Raw genomic sequence first — 23216 nt, forward strand, 5'->3', positions numbered from 1 at the left:
AATCAACTCCTATTATTTAGATAAGATTCTCAGGTACTTGCATGATGCCACCAGTATTGGCACTTGTGACTAATGATGTATAACGTGCAAGATAACCAGTCTTAACCTTTGCTTTAAATGGTTCTAATTGTTCTCTACGACGATATAATTCCTCTTCAGGTTGATCAACATTAAGTGTACGATTTGTTAAATCGATGGTGATTTCATCACCGTCTCGAATAAGTCCGATTGGCCCACCAGATGCTGCTTCAGGAGAAATATGTCCTACTGCAATGCCTCGTGTTGCACCTGAAAAACGACCATCTGTAATTAATGCTACATCTTTACCTAATCCTCTACCGACAATAGAAGAAGTAGGGGCTAACATTTCAGGCATACCTGGGCCGCCTTTAGGTCCTTCATATCTGATAACGACCACATGTCCTTCTCGTACTGTATGATTATCAATGGCTTCAACTGCTTCATCATGTGAATTAAAGCAAATCGCTTTACCAGTGAATGTTTTAATTGAAGGATCTACACCACCAACTTTGATAACTGCACCTTTAGGAGCCAGGTTACCAAATAAGATAGATAAACCACCTTCTTTATCATATGGCTTCTCAAGCGAATGGATAACATCAAAGTTTTTAATTTCTTTACCTTCATTATTTTCTCGTAAAGTTTTTCCAGTGACTGTGATTCTATCTGGATGTAAGGTACCTTCTTTTTTCATTAATTCATTGATAATTGCTGGAACGCCACCTGCTTCGTGAACATCATGCATTGAGTATGAAGAACTTGGAGCAATTTTAGATAAGTAAGGTGTTTTTTTAGCGACTTCATTAATACGTTCCAAATCATATTCAATACCAGCTTCGTTAGCAATTGCTAATGTGTGTAATACTGTATTTGTAGAACCTCCCATAGCCATATCCAGTGCAAAGGCATCATCAATCGCTTCTTTGGTAACAATATCTCTAGGTTTAATATCATTTTTGATATTTTCTACTAATCTAAAGGCAGCTTGACGAATCATTTCACGACGTTGGTCACTAACTGCTAATGCTGTACCATTGTATGGTAATGCTAAACCAAGTACTTCCATGAGACAGTTCATTGAATTGGCAGTGAACATACCTGCACATGAACCACAAGTAGGGCAGGCATTTTGTTCCATATCTAAGAATTCTTCTTTAGAAATAGAACCTTCTTTAAAAGCACCAACGGCTTCAAACATAGAAGATAATGTTAAAGCTTTACCTTGAGCAGATAATCCAGCTTTCATCGGACCACCTGAACAAAAAATTGCAGGTACATTAGTTCTAACAGCTGCTAGTAACATGCCTGGTGTAATCTTGTCACAGTTTGGAATATAAAATAAACCGTCAAACCAGTGGGCATTAATTACAGTTTCTGCAGCATCAGCAATAATTTCTCTAGAAGGTAAAGAATATCTCATTCCAATATGACCCATCGCAATACCGTCATCTACACCAATTGTATTAAACTCAAATGGAATGGCACCTGCCTCACGAATCGCTTCTTTTGCTATATCAGCTAATTCTCTTAAATGAACATGTCCAGGAACAATATCAATATATGAATTACAAATAGCTACGAAAGGTTTGTTCATATCTGTTGGATTTTGAAGTGCGCCCGTAGCATGTAAAAGACTTCTTGCTGGAGCTTGTTGATCTCCTTTTTTGATCATGTCGCTTCGCATAATAAATTCCCCCGTAATTTTTTACTATAAGAAAATAAAAAACGTCCCAATGGTTATTGGGACGTTCAATAAGTCCCATTCAATTACAAATAGGACTTAAACATTTAGTAAATGAAAAAATTACTAAAGTTCGAGCCCTTGAGAGTATAATAAAATAATAATATTTGAAGTTGTCGTTGAATGTTGCGTTGTATAATGTCTCATTTTATTTATACTCCCTTCGTTGAATGGTTATTTATTCTAAATAGTTTGAATTGTTTTAAAATTTATAAACCTAATTTACTATAAGGTGAAAATGATGTCAATAATAATTTAGAATTTTCTAACAATTACAAATCTATTTTGTTGAAAATATTTACGAAGAAATATAAGACAAAATTTGTTACACTTATTAAGTTAATATATTTATTGTGTAGTTAAAAAGTAAATAGGAGAATGACCTATGATTAGTATTAAAGATAAAAACGAGATGAAACAATTTGCGGCTAGATTAGTGGCATTAGTCCAAGCTGGGGATTTAGTTTTACTGAATGGAGATTTAGGTGCAGGTAAAACAACATTCACGCAATTTATAGGTGAAGCTTTAGGTGTTAAGAGAACAATCAATTCACCAACATTTAATATTATTAAATCTTACAAAGGTACACATTTAAAGTTACATCATATGGATTGCTATAGACTAGAAGATTCAGAAGAAGATTTAGGATTTGATGAATACTTTGAAGATAATGGCTTAACAGTGATTGAATGGAGCCAATTTATTGAGGATTTACTACCTGATGAATCACTGACAATAAATATTGAAGTTATTGATGAAATGAGTCGACACATTACGATAGAAGCTAAAGGCGAACATTATGAAGCAATGAAGGAGGCGTTAGAACAATGAAATTATTATTGATAGATACGTCCAATCAGCCTTTATCTGTCGCATTAACAGATGGCAATGATGTTTTAGCTGAAATAACCAATAATTCAAAGACGAATCATTCAGTACAATTAATGCCTGAGATTGAACGTTTATTTAAAGAAAGTAGTATCTCAAAAAATGATCTCGATGGCATCGTAGTTGCTGAAGGCCCAGGTTCATATACTGGATTAAGAATTGGTGTGACGACTGCTAAAACACTTGCCTATGCATTAAATTGTAAATTGTATGGCGTTTCTTCATTAAAAGCTTTGGCAGCAACTGTTAGCGAAAAAAACAAACTTTTAGTACCCATTTTTGACGCCCGACGTGAAGCGGTTTATGCAGGAATTTACCAAAGAAAAAATGGAATATTAGAAACTGTATTAGACGATCAATATATTTCAATTAACGACTTGAAACTGAAATTACATGAACTTGATCAACCACATGTATTTATAGGTGAAGATACGGTTAAATTAGAACATTTGCTAGATGCTAAGGGCATTAATCAATTACCACAAGCATCAGTCATGAAAAATTTAATTAGCCAGCCAACTGAAATCCATAGTTTTGTTCCTAAATATCATAAAATAACTGAGGCGGAAAGAAATTGGATAGACCAACAGAAGAACAATTAAATATTAGAAAAATGAGTAAAGATGATGTTCCAGCAGTCTTTGACATTGAAAGATCTAGTTTTAATGATAGTTCATGGTCAATCGATGCATTTTATCATGAAATTGAAAAGAATGAGTTTGCTAATTATTTCGTCATAGAATTTAACCATACGATTATTGGATATTTAGGATTATGGGTTGTCATTGATCAAGCACAAATAACCACAGTTGCGATTGCAGAGCAATTTAGAGGATATGGTTTAGGACAATTATTATTAAAATATGTCATGAATTATGCGAGACATCGATGTGAAGTGATGAGTTTAGAAGTTAGAGTGGATAATACAGTGGCTCAACATGTTTATCAAAATTTAGGTTTTCAATATGGTGGAAAACGAAAAAATTATTATGGAGAAGGGCAGGATGCATTAGTCATGTGGGTGAATTTACGTGAATAATCAACAGACATTAATTTTAGCAATAGAGACAAGTTGTGATGAAACAAGTGTAAGTATTATTAAAAATGGTACGGAAATATTGTCCAATACAGTGTTAAGCCAAATTGAAAGTCATAAGCGCTTTGGTGGTGTTGTACCTGAAATTGCTAGTCGTCATCATGTCGAAGGAATCACAACGACTATAGACACTGCTTTACAAACTGCAAATGTGACTATGAATGATATTAATGCTATCGCTGTAACGCAAGGACCTGGACTTATAGGTGCGTTACTCATAGGTATTAATGCAGCGAAAGCACTTGCATTTGCATATGATATACCATTAATACCCGTTCACCATATTGCAGGACATATCTATGCGAATCATTTAGAAACGCCTTTAACATTTCCATTAATGGCATTAATCGTTTCAGGAGGTCATACAGAATTGGTTTATATGAAAGATCATCTCCATTTTAAAGTGATAGGTGAAACAAGAGATGATGCTGTAGGTGAAGCATATGATAAAGTAGCACGTACAATTGACTTGCCATATCCAGGTGGACCTCAAATAGATCAATTAGCAGCTATAGGTGAAGATACGTATCAATTTCCTAGAGTTTGGTTAGAAAAAGAAAGTTATGATTTCAGTTTTAGTGGACTAAAAAGTGCAGTTATTAATCAATTGCATAATCAACGTCAAAAAGGGCAAGACATTGTGCCAGAAAATGTGGCAACTAGCTTCCAAAATAGTGTTGTTGAAGTGTTAACAACTAAAGCGATACATGCTTGCAAAGCGTATAACGTTAAGCGATTAATTGTTGCTGGTGGTGTAGCAAGTAATCGTGGACTAAGAGAAAGTATTTCTAAACAGTGTGAAAATAATCAAATCCAATTAACCATTCCTACACCAAAATTATGTACTGACAATGCAGCGATGATTGGTGCAGCAGGTCATTTCTTGTATTTAGCAGGCATTCGTGGGGATATGGCAATGAATGGACAAAATAATATCGATATTGAAGATTTTTCAATTGAATCTTTATCATAATTATAAAGTCAGTAATGCGAGATTAAATAGAATCTCACACTACTGACTTTTTATTATATATCCTTAACTTGTTGTTTGGCACGTTCATAAATATCAGTAGGGAATTGTGTCAATCTTAGCAATTCGATTGCATTTCTTGTATTTGCTTTACCTGGTTTGATTTTAAAGTCAAACGCAATGGAATCATCTTTAATTGATTCATTAAAGTGATAATTTGTATAAGATATATTTAATAAATTTGATAATTCAATATCATGTGTTGCAGCTAATACATAGTAATTTGGCAAGTGAGATAAATAAGTTAATACTGATTCAGAAGCGGCAATACGTTCTGTAGTATTGGTTCCTTTAAAGATTTCATCAATGAAACAGTATACTTGATTATCCGTTGAAATATTGAATAAACGGCGAATGGATTTCAATTCAGCCATAAAATAGCTATCTCCTGATAAGACATCATCTGCATTAGCCATAGACGTGTAGACTAATCCAGGTACATATTTAAATTGAGTGGCTGTTGCAGTGTTAATTGTTTGAGCCAAAATAAGATTAAGCGCAACAGTCTTCATGAAGGTTGATTTACCAGATGCATTCGAACCGGTTAATAAAATATTTCGATTGAGATTTAAATCATTTGGAACAGCATTGTTAATTAATGGATGTACAAGTTGATTAAACTCACATAATTGCTGTTGAGTATTACTATTTTGAATTATTTCAGGTTCGCAGTATGCTTCTAATGTCTCTTGGTATAAGGCAATTGCATAATGATTATCTAATTGGCCAATATAATCGTAGCATTTTAATACTTCATCTAAATATTTATAGTAACTATGTTGAATCGTGTGAAAAATAAGATAATCTAACATAAATATAGTTTTAATTAATAAAACAAAGGCTGATGCAAAGTCAACGCTTTCGACTTTAGCTAATATGCCACTTAAATATCTTGCAGTTTTAAAGTGATTGAAATTAACGTCTATTTGCGGTGTTCCCTCTATATCAGTAAGATTTTTACACTGCTTTAAAATATTAGCAGTATAAAAAATGGTTTTTAAATCTTGTTCATAAGTTCGTTTTAAACTGACCGATAAAATGATATTAATCACACATGCCATGATGAATAACAGAATACCATTTGACGCATCAAAGCACGTATAAATTAAAGCGATTATTGGTAATAAGGGGGCTAGCATAAATATTTTTTGACATTTAATAGGTGTGAGTTGATCGGGAAAATGTGGATAGACACTTTTACCAACTAGACCTAACCGTAATGAAACCTGATTCCTAAAAGAAGTATCTTCTTTAAAACGATTGAGTAATATTTTATTGTTCATTTTAAACATTCTACGTAATGTTGCATATAAACGCATCTCCCCAAGTGCTGTGAAATTGAAATTCATACTTTGAAATAATGCATCCATATTTAAGTCAGACCATGTCTTGTTATCAATTAGTTGACGATCATCATAGTTATCAAAATAGGTTTGAAATTGATAATCATATTTCGCATTTGGCCTGATAAATTTTTCTAACTTTTCTTGATTAGACCATAAGCCGTTAATTTTATTAATGAACTGTCGTCTATTAATGATAGAAGTAATGATACTAACGACTGTGGTTAATATAATAACGCCTAAAACAAATAATAAAAATAACTGTGGGTCATTCATTTAAAAACTCCTTGATGTATTGTTTTTTTAATTATTTCATATCATTTAATTTGAAACAATCAATGATAAAAATGAGAAGTCAGAAGATATGTCAATAGGGAACATGCGTACTTATCAACAATAAGTGCACAACTTGTGGATAAGTGGTGTTAATTTTTGTGGATATAGCAAATTTTTATCTGAATAACTCTAAAATTTAGTTACATATTACCTGTGGATAACTAGGATAACTCTGTGGATAGCCATCAGATAGGCGAAAATGAATGTTAATAATAATCAATTAAAAATCAGAAAAAAGACACTAAAAAGTAGAAAATCTACTTTCTAGTGTCTGGAAAAATAATAGTTATTTATAATTTTTCTTGTAATTCTTCCCATTCAAGCATTGCTTGTTCTAATTCTTGTTCGGTATTCGATTTTAATTCAGCTAGTTCATTGGATTTTACAGGATCGCTATAAACATCGGGTTGTGTAAGTTGATGATCAATGTCTTCGATCTTTGCTTCACATGATTCGATGATGGCTTCACGTTGCTCGATTTCACGTTCTATTTTGCGTTGTTCGCGACGACGCTGCTTTTGGTTTTCATATGATGACGCTGTAGTATGTTTAGTATTTGAGTGATTTGCAGACTCAATTTCACTCTCTGCTTTAGCTTTTAAGGCTGCAGCTTCTTCTGTTTTTTCAATATAATATTGATAATCACCAAGATACATTTTTCCACCATCATGATCTAGGTCAAATACTTTATTGGCTAATTGATTGATGAAGTATCTATCATGGGATACAAAGATAATAGTACCTGCAAAATGTTCTAAAGCTTGTTCTAACATTTCTTTCGAATCTATATCGAGGTGATTGGTAGGTTCATCTAAAATAAGTACATTATCACGTTGCAACATTAACAAGGCTAATTGTAATCTTGCCTTTTCGCCACCAGATAAATCATTGATAATTTTTTTGACGTCGTCTTGTACGAATAAAAAACGGCCTAATACTGCTCGAATATCTTTTTCGTTCATATTTGGATACTGGTCCCAAACATAATCTAAAATGGTTTTATTTGATTTGAATTCAGCTTGTTTTTGGTCATAGTAACCTATTTGTAAATTAGCACCAAATGTGACTTCGCCACCGAGTGGACGTTGTCTTTGAGCAATGGTTTTAATTAAAGTGGTTTTACCGACACCATTTGGCCCAATAATAGCGATGTGATCACCTTTGGATACTTCCAAATTAATAGGTTTAGTAATAGGTGTATCATCATAACCAATTTCTAATTGTTTGATATGCATGACGTCATTTCCGGTATTTCTATCAAATCCAAATTGAATGTTAGCACTTCTTGCATCAATCATTGGTTTATCAATACGCTGAATTTTTTCTAATGTTTTACGACGGCTCTTTGCCATTCCACTTGTAGAAGCTCTTGTGATATTTTTTTCTACAAATGTTTCTAACCGTTTAATTTCTTCTTGTTGTTTTTCATATTCTTGCATACGTTTTTCATAATATTTATCTCGCTGTTGAATAAATTGTTCATAATTACCAATATATCGTTTAACACTACCTAAAGCGACGTCATAAACTTGTGTAACGATTTTGTCTAAGAAATATCTATCATGACTTATAATGACAATTGCGCCTTTAAAGTAACGCAAATAATCTTCTAACCATTTTGTAGTTTCTAAATCAAGATGGTTGGTAGGTTCATCAAGTAATAATAGATCTGGTTCATTTAACAACATTTGTGCAAGTGATAATCGTGTTTTTTGACCACCACTAAAGTCATTAATAGGCTTATTAAAGTCATCTTCATTAAAATTCAATCCATGAAGAACTGTTTTAATTTTACTGTCATATTGATAACCTTCTAATTGCTCAAATTGATTTGATAAAGATTCATATTTTTCCATATGTGATTGATAAGTAGGTGTATCATACTCATTTGCATGGGCAGCTAACCAATCTGTTTCACGTTTGATTAATAGTTCCATATTTTTAATATGTTCAAATGGTTTTGACATTTCCTCGAACACAGTGGCGTTAGAGTCCAACGTCATTTGTTGTGTTAAATAGCCCATCTTAAGATTTTTAATCTTTGAAATGTGACCACTATCATAATCTTCAACGCCAGCAATGATTTTCATAAGTGTTGATTTACCGGCACCATTTCGTCCAACAACGCCTATTCGTTCACCTGTTTTCACTTCAAAATCAACGTTAGTAAAGATATCTTCACCATCGAACGATTTAGAGATGTCATTAAGTTGTAAAAGTATCATCCGACTTCACCTTTCTAAATATGCGATATCATTATAAACTATACATATAGTTTGATATGTTTAAATGTTTTGTTTATCATATTAATATTTATTTTACAGTATTAAGCTGTGTCTTGAAACTAGGATATTTATTTTTAAATTTTATTAATGTATAATTAGCAAGTATTCATTGTGAACAATTATTTGGATTTTTATTGTTGCAAACATATATACATAAAATTAAAACCGTTTAGCGTCGAAGGGAGACAAATAAAATGGCAAGTAACGTTAAAATTCCTCGAGCAACTTTAAAACGTTTACCGTTATATTATAGATTTGTGAGTAATCTAAAATCTAAAGGTATTGACCGTGTTAATTCTAAAGCTATTAGCGAAGCATTACAAATAGATTCAGCTACGATTCGTAGAGATTTTTCATATTTTGGCGAATTAGGTAAAAAAGGATATGGCTATAATATAGATAGTTTAATTGAATTTTTCAAAGCTGAAATTAGTGGTAGCAATGATATTAAAATTGCAATTGTTGGTGTGGGTAACTTAGGTCGAGCATTATTAACATATAACTTCTCAATTCACGATGAAATGACCATTACAGAAGCATTTGATGTAAATCAAGATGTCATCGGCGAACAAGTAGGCCGTGTTGTTGTAAAAGATAGCAAGACTTTAAAACATACGTTATCAAATCAAGATATTGATGTAGTCATTCTTACAACACCTGAACAGGTTGCCCAAAGTGTTACAGATGAGCTGGTTGAATCTGGTATTAAAGGTATTATGAATTTTACACCAGCGAGAGTGAGTACGCCAACTGATGTACAAGTACATCATATTGATTTAGGTATTGAATTACAGTCCTTACTTTTCTTTATGAGAAATTATGATGAATCAATGAAATAGCATATTGATCATTTGGTGGGACTTTTTATGAATGATAAAGTATTGATTCAAATAGGGTGTATGTATAAAGCACATTTACCTACATTAATATACATTCCAGGACAATTGGTATTGAACGGTCATACATTAGTGTTCAAGTCCTATTATACAAATCATAATCCTCTAAATTTAGATATTGATGTTAAAAAAATTATTCGTTACCAAATACGTAAGGGGTTACTGGGACATAAATTATTGATTTACTATAACCAAACTTGGTATAAATTTAGTCATTTTAAAGCAAATGAATTGCAAGCATTAGTTCATTATATCGATGAAATACAAGCACTTTAAAAAGTGATGAGCAAGAGTACATCTTATCGAGATGTACTCTTTTTTTATTTTAAATAAAGCATTTCATTGATAAATGTGTAGAATTAAGAAACATATTATGATAGTGAACTTGAAATATAACACTTTATCCTGTAAAATAACTTAGTATTTATATCGGAAAAGGGTGATAACGTGGTTTGGATGATTATAAGCGGTTTGATCGTCGGCGTACTATTAGGATTTGTAATGCAACGAACACGCTTTTGCTTAGCAGGCGGTTTTAGAGATATGTATGTTCAAAAAAGTAATAAAATGTTCTATGCATTGCTTGTTGCTATTACAGTTCAAAGTATTGGTTTATTAATATTAACAAGTTTAGGTATAGTAAATGTTCCAGCACACACATTTCCAATTGTTGGTACAATCATTGGTTCTTTTGTCTTTGGCATAGGTATTGTATTAGCAGGTGGTTGTGCTACTGGAACATATTATAGAGCAGGAGAAGGTTTAATAGGTAGTTGGGTTGCACTCATTTTATATGCATTAACAAGTGCAATTACTAAGACAGGTGTTTTGTCACCAGTCCTAAAAGTAATTAATCAACCTACAAATGTCAATGCAAGTATGGCAGATACATTGCATATTCCCAATTGGATTTTAGTAATACTAATAACGTTAATTACTTTAATATTAGTGACAAAAACACTTAAAAAGCCTAAAGTAGCAGTCCCTAAATTAAAACAGAAGTATTCAGGCGTAAGACATTATTTATTTGAAAGAAGATATCATCCGTTTGTAGCGGCTATTGCAGTTGGTTTAATCGCTTTATTAGCTTGGCCAATGAGTAGTTCTACTGGTAGAGATTATGGATTAGGAATTACGACACCTTCAGCAAATATTGTTAATTTCTTAATTACTGGAAATACACAACTCATTGATTGGGGCGCATTTTTAGTTATAGGTATATTCCTAGGTTCTTACATTGCTGCTAAAGGATCAAAAGAATTTAAATGGCGTTTACCAGATAAGAAAACAATTAGAAATAGTGCAATTGGTGGCATTTTAATGGGCTTTGGAGCCTCTGTTGCAGGTGGTTGTTCAATCGGTAATGGCTTAGTTGAAACGGCGACAATGAGTTGGCAAGGCTGGATTGGTCTAGGTTCAATGATTCTAGGTGTATGGTTTATGAGTTACTTTATTTTTATTAAGCCAATGAAACAACTACAACAATCGACTAAAAAACAACAAACACAAACGACTTAAGGAGGAGTTATTATGGTATATGAATTAGGCACAGTTGGTATGGTTTGTCCTTTCCCTTTAATAGAAGCTCAAAAGAAAATGACTGAATTAGATTCTGGTGATGAATTAAAAATTGATTTTGATTGTACACAGGCGACTGAGGCAATCCCTAATTGGGCGGCAGAAAATGGTTACCCTGTTACTAATTATGAACAACTTGGTGATGCGTCTTGGACAATTACTGTACAAAAGGCGTAAAATAATGATAAATATAGATAGAGCATCCATCATGGGTGCTCTATCTATATTTATTCAACTAGAAATTAGTATTTTAAGCGATTACATTTATGATAGAATAGATATAAGTTTTCCAAAATATGATGGGTGAGTAACTTTTATAAAAAATATATCGGATATCGCAAAATTAGCAGGAGTATCAAAGAGTACGGTTTCTAGGTATTTAAATAATGGATCTGTCAGTCCAAAGACACGTTTGAAACTAAGTAGGATCATTAATGAACATGACTACCAACCGAATCAATTCGCGCAAAGTTTAAGAGCAACTCAAACACGTATTATAGGTGCTATCATTCCAAGGATGAACTCTTATGCTGTTGATGAAACAGTGAAGGGTATCGTAAATCAATGTCAACAACATAACTATCAACTGTTACTTAACTATACTGGATTACATATGGAAGCAGAAATTGAAGCCATTGAAACGTTATCTCGTAGTAAAGTAGATGCAATTATTTTAATGGCAACTGATATTACTGATAAACATTTGGAAGTGATTGATAAAGCTAATGTACCTGTCATTATTGTTGGACAAGCATATCCTGGTTTACATAGCATCACGCATGATGATTATCAAGCAGGATTAAAAGTGGGTGAGTGGGTAGGTCAAAGACAACCGCGACGTGTTGTATTTTTTAGTGTTACTGAGAAAGATATTGCGGTAGGTGTACATAGGAAAAGTGGTTTAATCGATGGCTTATCAAAATATCAAATTAAACCAGATATATTTGAAACCTCATTTAAATATGAAGAAGCATTAAAAGATATTAAGCAAACGTTAACAAAGATTAATGATGCTGACGTCATTATTGGTGCGACTGATGCCATTGCGTTGGCAATTCATAAATATCGTTTTAATTCAGATCAATTATTAAAACCAACAATAATTCATGGATTTGGTGGAGATCCTATGACACAAATTGTTTCTCCAATTATTCGAACAATACAGTTTAATTATTATGAAGCGGGACAACGTGCGATGCTTGAAGTTAGACAATTGATTAAGGGAGAATCTATTGAAGAATCCATCGTGATACCAGTGAAATTATAAAGAATATATTCAATTTATATGGAACCGATACCAGTATAAATGATAAAATATAAACATCATACTTACTAGGTCAAGTGACTCATGTCTATAGAATTTAGAAAACAAATTCTATAGACAATGCAAGTTGGGGAGAACAAGTATAAAGACATACATTTACATGAACGTGTATGATATAGCATAAAGTTTCGATCTTAGGTGCAAACATCATGCTTAAACATAAGTATATGTATCAAGGGTTCTTTATTATTTATAAACTTAACCCCATTTACTTAAACGATTATTATAAAATAGGGGGATATGAATGACTGAATGGACTAAAGAAGAACGTTATCAACGAATAGAAGAGGTTGATAGCGATAAATTATTAAATTTAAAACAACAAGTACAATTATCTCCGTATAGACAAACTTTCCATATTCAACCAGAAACGGGTTTATTAAATGATCCCAATGGTTTAATTTATTTTAATGGAAAGTATTATGTCTCACATCAATGGTTCCCATTAGGCGCAGTACATGGTTTGAAATATTGGTTTAATTATACGAGTGACGACTTGGTTCACTTCGAACCTCAAGGAGTCATACTAAGTCCAGATACCAAATTTGATAGTCATGGTGTTTATAGTGGAAGTGTTTTTGAATTTCAAGGTCATTTATATTATATGTACACTGGAAATCACCGTGATCATAATTGGGAAAGACATTCATCACAAATGATAGCTAGAATGAAAGCTGACGGTTCAGTAGAGAAGTTTCCTAAACCTGTTATTAGCCAACAACCTGAAGGCTATACAAGTCATTTTAGAGATCCAAAAGTATTTCAAATTGAGGACCAATATTATGCGATTTTGGGTGCCCAAACTATGGATGAATTTGGTAGATTATTATTATATAGCTCGAAAGATATTGTGAATTGGCATTTCCAAGGAGAAATTAAAACATCATTAAACCAATTTGGTTATATGTGGGAGTGTCCTGACTATTTTGAACTGGATGGCCATGATATCATTATGTTCTGTCCACAAGGCATTGATAGTGAGGAAGATAAATATCGTAATATTTATCAATCTGGCTATATCATGGGTGATTTAAATCTAGATACTTTAGAGTTTGATCATCAATCATTTTTAGAATTAGACAGAGGTTTTGATTTTTATGCTCCACAAACATTTCTCGATAAAAATGGTCAACGTATCTTAATTGGTTGGATGGGATTACCAGAAACAACATATCCTACAGATGAAGAAGGTTGGGCACATTGTTTAACTATTCCAAGAGTATTAACTGTTGAAAACGGTAAGTTGAAACAAAGACCTATTCAAAGTCTAGAAAAATTAAGATATAACAAAGAAACTGCTTTAGGTTACGCTAATAAATTTACAACGAAGTTACATCCTTATGAGGGTAAACAGTACGAATTAATCATTGATATTTTAGAAAATGATGCTTCTGAAGTTTATTTTGAGTTAAGAACATCAAGATATCAATCGACAATGATTTCTTATAATAAGCGTGACAATAAAGTGACGCTTGATCGAACTGATAGTGGTTTGTTACCAGGTAATGTGGAAGGTACTACACGTAGTACAAAATTGGATTCAACACTAACTCAGTTACGCATATTTGTAGATACATCAAGTATAGAAATTTTCTGTAATGATGGTGAACGTGTATTAACTTCAAGAATATTCCCTGTGGAAGAAGCAACCGGTATTAAAACTTCTACTGAATCAGGACAAGTTTATTTACAATTTACGAAATATAATTTGAAAGGTGATCTTTCATGAGACGTTTATTCGCAATTGGTGAAGCGCTAATCGATTTTATGCCAACAGTAACTGATACTGCACTTAAAGACGTGGAACAATTTTCACGTCAAGTAGGTGGTGCACCTTGTAACGTTGCTTGTACAGTACAAAAGTTAGGTGCACAAGCTGAAATGATTACGCAACTTGGCAATGATGCATTTGGAGATATTATCGTTGAAACACTACAAAATATTGGTGTTGGTACTGGTTATATTAAAAGAACAAATGAGGCGAATACAGCACTTGCTTTTGTAAGTTTAAAGGCAGATGGGCAAAGAGATTTTTCATTTTATCGAAAACCATCTGCAGATATGTTATATGAAGCTCAAAATATTGAAGATATAGACATGGGTAAGGGTGATATTTTACATTTTTGCTCTGTTGATTTAGTAGATAGCCCAATGAAACAAGCACATTTAGCAATGGTTGAGAAATTTGAACAGCAACAAGGAACTATTGTTTTTGATCCTAATGTCCGATTGCCTTTATGGGATAATGAAGAGGATTGTCGTAACGCTATACTGACATTTATACCTAAAGCACATGTTATTAAAGTTTCAGATGAAGAGCTTGAATTTATTACGGGAGAGCATGATGAATCTAAAGCGATTGCATCGCTATTTGTAGGTCATGTTGAAGCGGTAATTTATACGCAAGGTGCTAAAGGTGCCTCAATTTATTTAAAAGATGGGACAGTAAAACATCATGAAGGCTTTAAAGTCAAAGCCATCGATACGACTGGTGCTGGAGACGCCTTTATAGGAGCCGTGATAAGTCAAATATTAACTCATCAAGATATGTCTATAGAGAGATTGTTTAAACAACAAGGTGAAGCAATCTTACATTTCAGTAATCTTGTAGCAGCAAAAGTAACGACAAAATATGGTGCCATTGACAGTATTCCTACTTTAGATGAAATTGATCATGCATAATAGAACAACCATCCGTTTAAGACTAACGGATGGTTGTTTATTTATATTAATAATGGAATTATATCTTTTTGACATTACGAACAGATGCATAACAGTGTTCTTTATTTTTAAAATAGACAATACGCTCTTTAGAATCAATGGATTCAATATTTCTCCGATTAATCACAAAGCTATTATGACATCTAAAGAAACGGTCATCTAATTGACTTAATTCTTTAAGGTTACCATAAAATTCGATTTGTCTATTATCTAAATGTGCAATTAAACGATGTGATTTACTAGATGATTCAAAAAACATGATATCGTCATATTGTACATAAACTGAATTACTACCACGTTTCAACTCAATTGTTTCTACATTACTTTCTTTGGATAATAATTTGAGTCTTGTGTGAGCTGTTTCTAAACAATCGATAATACGTGTTTTCAGTTCTGCAGGATCATCTTTGAATATAAAATCCATTGCAGCGACTTTATAAACGAAAGTGAGATACGTTAATTCACTATGGCTTGTTACAAAAATGATATTACCTACAGGATCATGTTTTCGAATTTCACTACCTAATTTAATACCATTTATATCTGCTTCAAGTTGTATATCTAAGAAATAACAACCGATGTCATTCATATTTTTGGATTGCTCAAGCACTTCATAAGGATCATCAGTTGCGAGAGCAAGCTCCATAGGCTTCTCTTCAATCATAATGTAATTTTTAATAATGGAAGCCATATTTTCTCGTTGTTTTGGATCATCTTCGCAAATGAATATTTTCATGATTTCACATCCTTATGATTCTTTATCGATAATTTCAATTTTTTGAACAAAAAAGCCATTTTCAATGACTGTATCTAATAATACATTATCATTATTATCAGTGATTTCTTTAAGTGTAGATAACCCTAAACCTCGATTATCACCTTTTGTAGAAAATCCTTCTTCAAAAAGTTCATGAACACGAGGAATACTATCTTTACATTTATTCATGATAATAAGCGTTACAGATTCATCCTCTTTGAAAAAGGCGATACGAATAAGGGCATCTTCTAATGATTCTGATGCCTCAATCGCATTATCCAACGTAATACCAATAATACGACTTAGTTCTATCGTATTCATATCAATGCGTTCAATCACATCAGGGACTTCAATACTAATCGCGATTTCTTTTTCTTGAGCTTGAAGAATCTTCGTCGTAATAAGCCCTTTGATTTCACGCACCTTGAGCTTCTCAATACCGTTAAGTTTAAGGGAACGTGTTTCTAAGTTATCTTTCATCGGTACAATTTGTTCGTTGAAGTACTGACGTAAGCCTGGCATATCGTCTTCACGAATAAATTCAGACATCGTTGATAGAATATTGACATAGTCATGTCGAAACTTACGCATTTCATTATTAATAGATTCAATTTTTAAAGTATATTCGTAATACGTTTCAATCTCTTGAAGATTACGTTTATAACGCATTTCACGTAAAGTGAACATTGAAAGAATGAAAATAATGATGCTTAAAAAGATAATTAAACCAACAAAAATGATTCCATAACTTCTTAAGCTTTCGAATGCAGAAGTATTGACTAAAGAATAAGAGTAAAAAAATACGAACGATATTATTAATACTAAAGCGATAATGATATTATATGTTTTATTCATCGAAAGGTATGATGTTTTTAGTTTTTGTAATAAAAATCTCAGAATTAGAGAAGTTATCAAAGAAACTATAAAAAATACTAACATGTATATTGTAAGTAATATATATGTATTAGTGATTTTATCTAAAACCGTTACGTACAATACTAAAGTAGTGAAGTTGCTCAAATACATTATCAATGAAGTAATTAAAACAGCCAAAAAAAAATAAAATTTAATTTTCCTATATAAGAAAATTAAGCTAGATATAACTACAAAAAGTAAAGATTTCGTACCAAATAATTCGTATAATACAAGAGAAGAGATTATAATCCCTGTGATGATAAAATAATCTCTTCTTGTATATTTGATAAACGATATTAATTTTGTAACCCAAAAGTATAAAATTAATTGCAAAATAGCAAACGGTATATTATTGATTAATTCCATTTAATACACGCTTTCTAAATTAAATGATGTTATTCGTATATTTTAGTTAATTCGCTAGGTACTTCGGGTTCATCAAAGAAGTTAGTACATGGACTATAACCAGCTACAAAACCAACGAATTCCATGATTGAAGTGAAAAATTTAAAAAATAAATTGACTAAAAATTCCATAATGTTAATCCTCCTTAGGGAAAAAGATAGGTAATAATGTAATTGATTCAACAATAATTCCAAATAGAATTAATTGTGAATATGGTTCTTTAATTATAAACGATATTATGACTAATAACATGTAAACTGCAATGGAGAGTATTCTTTTCTTTTTCACTAAGCGTTTAGGTATAGGTTGTTTCTTTGTTGCAGCAGGTGCATAGATAATTACTATTAAGTAACCAATTAATGCAAAGATAAGCATTTCAAATTTACCAATTGATAAATATACGATAAGCCATGGCATCAATAGAAAAATAATGATGTTTTGAATATGACATAGTAAAGATGATTTAGCATGTGCGCCATGCGCGTAAAACCTTAAAATCATATATGCTAAATGCATAGTTAACGTATACCAGAAAATATGAAATATTATCGCTAACCCATATGTTACTATAAATTTCGCTATGTTACTTACTACAACTTGCATACCTAAACGAACTTTTAGAAATTGTATGCGATCCAAGTTATTTCTACGTTGTAAGTAGTTGGCAAATTGATCAATTTTTGTATCTATTATTTTCACTTGTTCACTACTCTCCTTAAGTATCATTATACAATTTTGTGCAACTTATTTTGTGTTTTATGCCTAACTGTGAAAAATAAATACTTAACTGTATAATGTACTTTCTAAAAAGTATTTTATCATAAAAAGGCTTACAGTTTAGTATAAAATATTGCGAGTTAGGAATTTTTTAAGTCAAAGAGGTATAACCATGTTTTAATAGACTCATATCACAGAGATGTGATGGAAATAGAGTTGAAAATTTGCTTAATCTACTTATTAGAATTATTTGTCAAAGTAATTCTAGTTCCATTACTAGAAGGAAGGAGTGATTTCAATGGCAGCAGATATCATTTCAACAATCGGTGATTTAGTAAAATTAATCATTAACACTGTGAAAAAATTCCAAAAATAATTTTTTCAAGTTAGTTAAGATGAGTATTTAGGATTTACAATAATTCAAATGGAAGGAGTGATTTCAATGACTGCAGATATCATTTCAACAATTGGTGATTTTGTAAAATGGATTTTAGATACAGTAAAAAAATTCACTAAATAATAGTAGAAATTCATTGTAACTTTGTTTTCTTCGTATAATAGGTGAGTTATTAAGCCATCCCAACTTAATAACTTGCAACATTAGTAGGTGACCAAACATTTACTAATATGACTGTAGTTTTCCTTGGACTCAGTGTTACGTATTATTCTTAGCTACCTTTAACTAGGTATTTTTCTAACATGTAAGCTATCGTAAAACAACATTCAATTTATCATTATAAAAAGAGATAAATTCACTAAAATTTTTTCATAATTAATAACATCCCCAAAAAATAGATTGAAAAAATAACTGTAAAAACATTCCCTTAATAATAAGTTATCAAAAGCCGTGAGCCCCTCCCAAGCTCACGGCTTATTCTTATATACAACAAAACCCACTCAATTAAATTGCATCGAGTGGGAAAGATTCAATTTCTATTTATATAAATCAAGTTTAAGATTATCAAATACTGGAATTGATTGGCGTTGTTCTATAGCTTCATTAATATCTATATTTACAGTTAAAGAATCCTCTTCGCTATTTAAACTTCCAATAATTTCGCCATTAGGATTGATGACAATTGAATGCCCAGCATAATCTGTTTGACCATCATTGCCACAGCTATTTGTACCGATAATGAACATGTCATTTTCAATTGCTCGTGCTTTTAGTAAAGCGAGCCAATGATTTAATCTTACTGTTGGCCACTGTGCAACATAAAATGCTACTTTTGCGCCACTACGAGCGGGGTATCGTAGTAATTCTGGAAATCTAAGATCATAGCATATAATTTGAGTAGCCAAAGTGCCATCAGATAAAGCAAAGGGTTCAGGAACATTCACACCTGGTGACATGAAATCGGGTTCTCTTAACATTGGAACTAAATGGATTTTATTATATTCATTTATACAATTACCATTAGATAATACTGTAAATGCTGTATTATAAATAGATTGATCAACTTTATTTGATACAGAGCCAGCAACAATATCAACTTGATACCTTTGCGCTAGATTTGTAATAAATGGCAAACTAATTTTTAAGTTATCATCCGCTAGATCATTTAATTTCTCTAATGCATAGCCGTTGTTCCACATTTCAGGGATTACTACAACGTCTGTGTCGTTTTCTAATTTATCTTCAAACCATTGTTCAATTTTTGCCATATTTTTCTCAGATTGACCATATTCGATATATATTTGAAATAGTTGAACTTTCATATATATCACTCCTCTTAATTGATTAATTATAAGATACTAAAATTATATCTAGATAGCAAAAAAGTGGGGTAATTTCTGTAAGAAATTTACGCCCACTCAGTGTTAAATTCAATCAATTATTTTTTAATAAGGAAACGAGGTTCAACTGGTTTAATATCTTTTTCACCAGCTTGCTCACGAACATTACCAAAAGGCATTTGAGCTACTAATTTCCATGTTTTTGGAATGCCAAATTCATTTGCAGTTGCTTCGTCAACGATTGGATTATAATGTTGTAATGAAGCGCCAATACCTTTAGTAGCTAATGCAGTCCAAATGGCATATTGATGCATTGCATTTGTTTGATTAGACCAAATTTCAAAATTGTCATAGAAGTTTGGCATTTTTTCTTGTAATCCTGTAATAACATCTTGATCTTCATAGTAAAGAATAGTTCCATATGAATGTTTGAAGTTATCAATTTTTTGACGTGTAGGTTCAAAATCACGATCTGGACCCATTGTTTCTTTTAAAATAGCTTTCGTGTTTTCCCAGAATTTTTCATTTTTATCATTTAATAATAAAACGATACGAGTAGATTGAGAATTGAATGCTGAAGGTACATGTTTAACTGCATGTGCAATTAACTCTTCTAACTCTGAATCTTCAATTGAAATAGTACTTTCTAAATTGTATATTGTACGTCTTTGCTCCATAGCATCGTTAAATGAAACGTCATTGTTCTTTTTATTAAATAAACCCATATTCAATCTCCTTTGTTATAGTTAATAACTATTTGTATCTTTAGTATAAATATTATACTCGATAAAGTAAACTAATAATTACTGGAAAATTTCAAAAATATTAATATTTTTTATCAATAAACATATATCAATGCATTATTTGGTTACTTTATATATACTTGATTTAGTAAAGAAATAATAATAGGAGGTGACTTTTGATGCAGAAAAAGTTAAAACATAAATTAATGTTACCTGGATTTGCATTAATATTAAGCACATCATTTCTAAGTCCGTCGGTTTTTGCGGCTGAAAATTCAAATAAGCCACCTCAATCAGATACAACTCAAACAAATGATTCAAATCAGAACAACAATGATAAAAATAATGCTGAACCATCAACTGATGATAAAAAGGATACATCTCAATCTTCTGATTCTAATCAAAGTGACTCAAATCAATCTGACCAAGATCAAACTAATCCTGATAATAGTAGTAATACATCTGATGGTAGTAAAGATGACACCCCAAATTCGGGACAAAATGATGGTTCAAATTCAAATGATAACACTGATTCAAACAATGGTACTTCTGATAATAATGATAAGCCTGGGAATCAAGATAATCAGGATCAGACTGATAATAATCAAGATAAACCAAATGATGACCAAAATGATGGATCAGATAGTAATCAAGATTCAAACTCAAATCAAGATAATCCAAGTACTAAGCCAGATGACAAGCCAAATGATAAAGATGATGGTTCTAATTCCAATCAAAATGGACAAACCAATCCAGATAAACTAGGGTCTAACCAAAATGGTCAAGACAAACCCAATGGATCTAACAATCAAGACAAACCAGATTCTAATCAAAACAATGATAAACCAAGCACGCAACCAGGTTCAGGACAAACTCATCATCAACATCAAAAACCAAGCAATCAGCAACCACCTATAAATCAAGGTCAGCAGTCATCTCAAGATGGAAACTCACAATATCCCGGTGAAAATAATTCAAATCATCAAGCCAATGGAACAGGTTCGACTCATCATGGTCAATCAAATAATCAAAGACCCAATCATTGGCAAAATGCAAATAATAATAACGTGAGCAATAGCCAATATCAGAATTCTAATCATAATTCTGTGCAATTAATGCCTCGATACGACTCTCAAAATCAAGTTTTAGGACCAGTGCGGAAATCAAATTCATACGATCAGTCACAATCTAATACATCTAATTATGATAGTAATCGTTTTATGTGGCAAAGACCGGAATCAATTTTCAACAATCAAAAAGGCTTTGAGCGTACATCAAATCAGCAGTCGCTAATAAGAAGGTTTAATTCTTTAGCAGAAGGTTCATACAAATATAACCCATTTGTGATTAATCAAATTCATCAACTTGATAATTCTAATGGTGCTATTTCAGATAGGGATATTTACAATATTTTTAGAAAAGAAACGTTTAGTGGAAATCAATATTTAAATTCATTACAACAATCATCTAATTATTTTAGATTTCAGTATTTTAACCCATTGGATTCAAAGAAGTACTATAAAAACTTAGATGATCAAGTTCTAGCTTTAATAACAGGCGATATAGGATCAATGCCTGATTTAAAGAAACCTGAAGATAAAGAATCGAGTGATAAAAGTTCTTTTGAAAATCATAGCGATGATAAAATAAGTACATCAAATCAACAGAAAGAAAGTTATCAAAAAGAGCAGAAAACAAATCGATTATTAATGACGTTAGGTACAAGTATTATTGCCATTTTCATTGGTGTAATCATTGCATATCTGTTAAAACGACGAAAGCAAGATGAAGGTGCACAATAAAATGATATTAAAAAATAGAGCCAATCACTGAAAATGTGACTGGCTCTATTAATTTATATTTAATTCAATATAAGATGGATGATAAAGTTGGCTTGTTCTTGTACTTTTTTAAGTGCTTCACCACCGAAGACTTGCATAATGACAACAGTACCGTTTTGTAACATGTGAATGACAATTGGTACAGCAATTCTATTTGTATATGTATAAGCTAATGAGAATAACATTCCCATACCGAAATACATAGGTAAAAATTTAATGTCATTATGTGCTAATGCAAAAAGAAGTGAACTTACAATAGAAGCTATTAAAAAGGCAACGATACGATTACCTTTGATAGCGTTGTATAATTCACCAAATAACACCTTTCTAAATACAAACTCTTCTAAAATTGGACCAACAACTGAAATTAATATAATAAAGACTGGCATTTGTTTAGCAATAGCCATTAATCGCTCAGTATTAGGACTTTGTTGTTGTTGTCCTAAAACAAGTGTGTAAATTAAACTCACAACAACTTGATATACCATGACGATACAAAATCCAAGTAATGCCCAACTGATGATGTAGCGTTTGGATTCTTTAACACCTGCTTCGAGACGAGTAGGATTTTTAATATATAAGTTAATTAATATGATTAATATAGCTGCGACTATAAATAATGATACTTGTGTATATATCATAAATTGAGTTGTTTCCATACCTTTTTCTGGTTGGATTAATCCACTTCGTAATAACATGCCTGGTAAAAATTGAGCTAAGGCATAAATTAATACTGTTAATAATGACACCCAAAATCTTTTCATATTGGACCTCCGATTTTCTGTTTATAGTTTATTTTATCGTAAAAAATCATTATGTACAAAATAAATTCAAAGACGTC

24 protein-coding genes are annotated in these 23216 nt (G+C 31.8%); 14 read left to right on the forward strand and 10 right to left on the reverse strand.

Annotated features, from left to right (window positions below):
• Window positions 1-16 precede the first annotated feature (16 nt).
• A complete protein-coding gene (gene ilvD / locus ssp1_RS04215) occupies window positions 17-1705 on the reverse strand; it encodes a dihydroxy-acid dehydratase (RefSeq protein WP_075777902.1) in 1689 nt (562 codons plus the stop codon).
• Between the two features lie 442 nt (window positions 1706-2147).
• On the opposite strand from ilvD, the gene tsaE reads away from it, so the two are divergent.
• From tsaE to tsaD, 4 genes are read left to right on the forward strand one after another with little or no spacing between them, the layout of a single operon-like run.
• Window positions 2148-2594: a tRNA (adenosine(37)-N6)-threonylcarbamoyltransferase complex ATPase subunit type 1 TsaE gene (gene tsaE, locus ssp1_RS04220; RefSeq protein ID WP_075777903.1), complete on the forward strand. Its 447-nt coding sequence runs from the start codon at window positions 2148-2150 to the stop codon at window positions 2592-2594.
• Window positions 2591-3253: a tRNA (adenosine(37)-N6)-threonylcarbamoyltransferase complex dimerization subunit type 1 TsaB gene (gene tsaB, locus ssp1_RS04225; RefSeq protein WP_002452020.1), complete on the forward strand. Its 663-nt coding sequence runs from the start codon at window positions 2591-2593 to the stop codon at window positions 3251-3253. The genes tsaE and tsaB overlap by 4 nt, the downstream gene beginning before the upstream one ends.
• Window positions 3226-3690 (forward strand): ribosomal protein S18-alanine N-acetyltransferase, encoded by a 465-nt coding sequence (rimI, locus tag ssp1_RS04230; RefSeq protein WP_002452019.1) that lies wholly within the window; start codon window positions 3226-3228, stop codon window positions 3688-3690. The genes tsaB and rimI overlap by 28 nt, the downstream gene beginning before the upstream one ends.
• Window positions 3683-4720: a tRNA (adenosine(37)-N6)-threonylcarbamoyltransferase complex transferase subunit TsaD gene (gene tsaD / locus ssp1_RS04235; RefSeq protein WP_075777904.1), complete on the forward strand. Its 1038-nt coding sequence runs from the start codon at window positions 3683-3685 to the stop codon at window positions 4718-4720. The genes rimI and tsaD overlap by 8 nt, the downstream gene beginning before the upstream one ends.
• A 53-nt stretch (window positions 4721-4773) precedes the next feature.
• Here the strand turns inward: tsaD and ssp1_RS04240 are convergent, their stop codons facing one another.
• Both ssp1_RS04240 and abc-f read right to left on the reverse strand, forming a co-directional pair.
• Entirely contained in the window at window positions 4774-6396 is a 1623-nt protein-coding gene (locus ssp1_RS04240; RefSeq protein ID WP_075777905.1) for a MutS-related protein, read from the reverse strand.
• Between the two features lie 350 nt (window positions 6397-6746).
• Window positions 6747-8681, reverse strand: coding sequence for a ribosomal protection-like ABC-F family protein (gene abc-f / locus ssp1_RS04245; protein ID WP_075777906.1), 1935 nt, complete (start codon window positions 8679-8681; stop codon window positions 6747-6749).
• Between the two features lie 254 nt (window positions 8682-8935).
• Between abc-f and ssp1_RS04250 the strand changes: the two genes are divergently transcribed.
• The 7 genes from ssp1_RS04250 to ssp1_RS04280 all read left to right on the forward strand — a co-directional run bounded on the left by ssp1_RS04250 (window position 8936) and on the right by ssp1_RS04280 (window position 15221).
• The gene (locus tag ssp1_RS04250) at window positions 8936-9580 is read left to right on the forward strand and encodes a redox-sensing transcriptional repressor Rex (RefSeq protein ID WP_049425311.1); all 645 of its coding nucleotides are present in this window, start codon (window positions 8936-8938) and stop codon (window positions 9578-9580) included.
• Window positions 9581-9607: 27 nt separating this feature from the next.
• Complete coding sequence (locus tag ssp1_RS04255; protein WP_049425310.1) at window positions 9608-9913, forward strand: hypothetical protein; 306 nt, start codon at window positions 9608-9610, stop codon at window positions 9911-9913.
• Between the two features lie 171 nt (window positions 9914-10084).
• Window positions 10085-11155: a YeeE/YedE family protein gene (locus tag ssp1_RS04260; protein WP_075777907.1), complete on the forward strand. Its 1071-nt coding sequence runs from the start codon at window positions 10085-10087 to the stop codon at window positions 11153-11155.
• 12 nt (window positions 11156-11167) lie between these two features.
• Window positions 11168-11392, forward strand: a complete 225-nt coding sequence (locus ssp1_RS04265; protein WP_002452012.1) for a sulfurtransferase TusA family protein — start codon at window positions 11168-11170, stop codon at window positions 11390-11392.
• A 139-nt stretch (window positions 11393-11531) separates the two neighbouring features.
• On the forward strand, window positions 11532-12482 hold the full coding sequence (locus tag ssp1_RS04270) for a LacI family DNA-binding transcriptional regulator (protein ID WP_075777908.1): 951 nt from the start codon (window positions 11532-11534) through the stop codon (window positions 12480-12482).
• A 301-nt stretch (window positions 12483-12783) separates the two neighbouring features.
• Window positions 12784-14268 carry a sucrose-6-phosphate hydrolase gene (locus ssp1_RS04275; RefSeq protein WP_118828134.1) on the forward strand — a complete coding sequence of 495 codons (1485 nt, stop codon included), beginning with the start codon at window positions 12784-12786 and terminating at the stop codon, window positions 14266-14268.
• Window positions 14265-15221 (forward strand): carbohydrate kinase family protein, encoded by a 957-nt coding sequence (locus ssp1_RS04280; RefSeq protein ID WP_002452009.1) that lies wholly within the window; start codon window positions 14265-14267, stop codon window positions 15219-15221. The genes ssp1_RS04275 and ssp1_RS04280 overlap by 4 nt, the downstream gene beginning before the upstream one ends.
• Window positions 15222-15279: 58 nt before the next feature.
• On the opposite strand, the gene agrA is transcribed toward ssp1_RS04280, so the two are convergent.
• Genes agrA through ssp1_RS04300 form a run of 4 tightly spaced genes read right to left on the reverse strand, consistent with a single transcriptional unit; the run spans window position 15280 to window position 18036 of the window.
• Entirely contained in the window at window positions 15280-15996 is a 717-nt protein-coding gene (agrA, locus tag ssp1_RS04285) for a quorum-sensing response regulator AgrA (protein WP_002466277.1), read from the reverse strand.
• Window positions 15997-16008: 12 nt separating this feature from the next.
• A complete protein-coding gene (gene agrC / locus ssp1_RS04290; RefSeq protein ID WP_075778770.1) occupies window positions 16009-17298 on the reverse strand; it encodes a quorum-sensing sensor histidine kinase AgrC in 1290 nt (429 codons plus the stop codon).
• Window positions 17299-17327: 29 nt separating this feature from the next.
• Entirely contained in the window at window positions 17328-17468 is a 141-nt protein-coding gene (gene agrD / locus ssp1_RS04295; protein ID WP_002466272.1) for a cyclic lactone autoinducer peptide AgrD, read from the reverse strand.
• 4 nt (window positions 17469-17472) lie between these two features.
• On the reverse strand, window positions 17473-18036 hold the full coding sequence (locus tag ssp1_RS04300) for an accessory gene regulator AgrB (RefSeq protein WP_002451572.1): 564 nt from the start codon (window positions 18034-18036) through the stop codon (window positions 17473-17475).
• Window positions 18037-18352: 316 nt separating this feature from the next.
• On the opposite strand from ssp1_RS04300, the gene ssp1_RS04305 reads away from it, so the two are divergent.
• Both ssp1_RS04305 and ssp1_RS04310 read left to right on the forward strand, forming a co-directional pair.
• The gene (locus ssp1_RS04305; protein ID WP_015364840.1) at window positions 18353-18430 is read left to right on the forward strand and encodes a delta-lysin family phenol-soluble modulin; all 78 of its coding nucleotides are present in this window, start codon (window positions 18353-18355) and stop codon (window positions 18428-18430) included.
• Between the two features lie 66 nt (window positions 18431-18496).
• Entirely contained in the window at window positions 18497-18574 is a 78-nt protein-coding gene (locus tag ssp1_RS04310) for a delta-lysin family phenol-soluble modulin (protein ID WP_015364841.1), read from the forward strand.
• Between the two features lie 413 nt (window positions 18575-18987).
• Here the strand turns inward: ssp1_RS04310 and ssp1_RS04315 are convergent, their stop codons facing one another.
• Window positions 18988-19773, reverse strand: coding sequence for a carbon-nitrogen family hydrolase (locus tag ssp1_RS04315; protein WP_075778768.1), 786 nt, complete (start codon window positions 19771-19773; stop codon window positions 18988-18990).
• A gap of 116 nt (window positions 19774-19889) precedes the next feature.
• Window positions 19890-20516 carry a nitroreductase family protein gene (locus ssp1_RS04320; RefSeq protein ID WP_002451574.1) on the reverse strand — a complete coding sequence of 209 codons (627 nt, stop codon included), beginning with the start codon at window positions 20514-20516 and terminating at the stop codon, window positions 19890-19892.
• Between the two features lie 197 nt (window positions 20517-20713).
• Between ssp1_RS04320 and ssp1_RS04325 the strand changes: the two genes are divergently transcribed.
• A complete protein-coding gene (locus tag ssp1_RS04325; protein WP_118828135.1) occupies window positions 20714-22336 on the forward strand; it encodes an SdrH family protein in 1623 nt (540 codons plus the stop codon).
• A gap of 59 nt (window positions 22337-22395) precedes the next feature.
• On the opposite strand, the gene mroQ is transcribed toward ssp1_RS04325, so the two are convergent.
• A complete protein-coding gene (gene mroQ, locus ssp1_RS04330; protein ID WP_075778765.1) occupies window positions 22396-23139 on the reverse strand; it encodes an intramembrane glutamic endopeptidase MroQ in 744 nt (247 codons plus the stop codon).
• Window positions 23140-23216 lie beyond the last annotated feature (77 nt).

Source organism: Staphylococcus sp. M0911 (assembly GCF_003491325.1).
Classification (GTDB): Bacteria; Bacillota; Bacilli; order Staphylococcales; family Staphylococcaceae; genus Staphylococcus; species Staphylococcus warneri_A.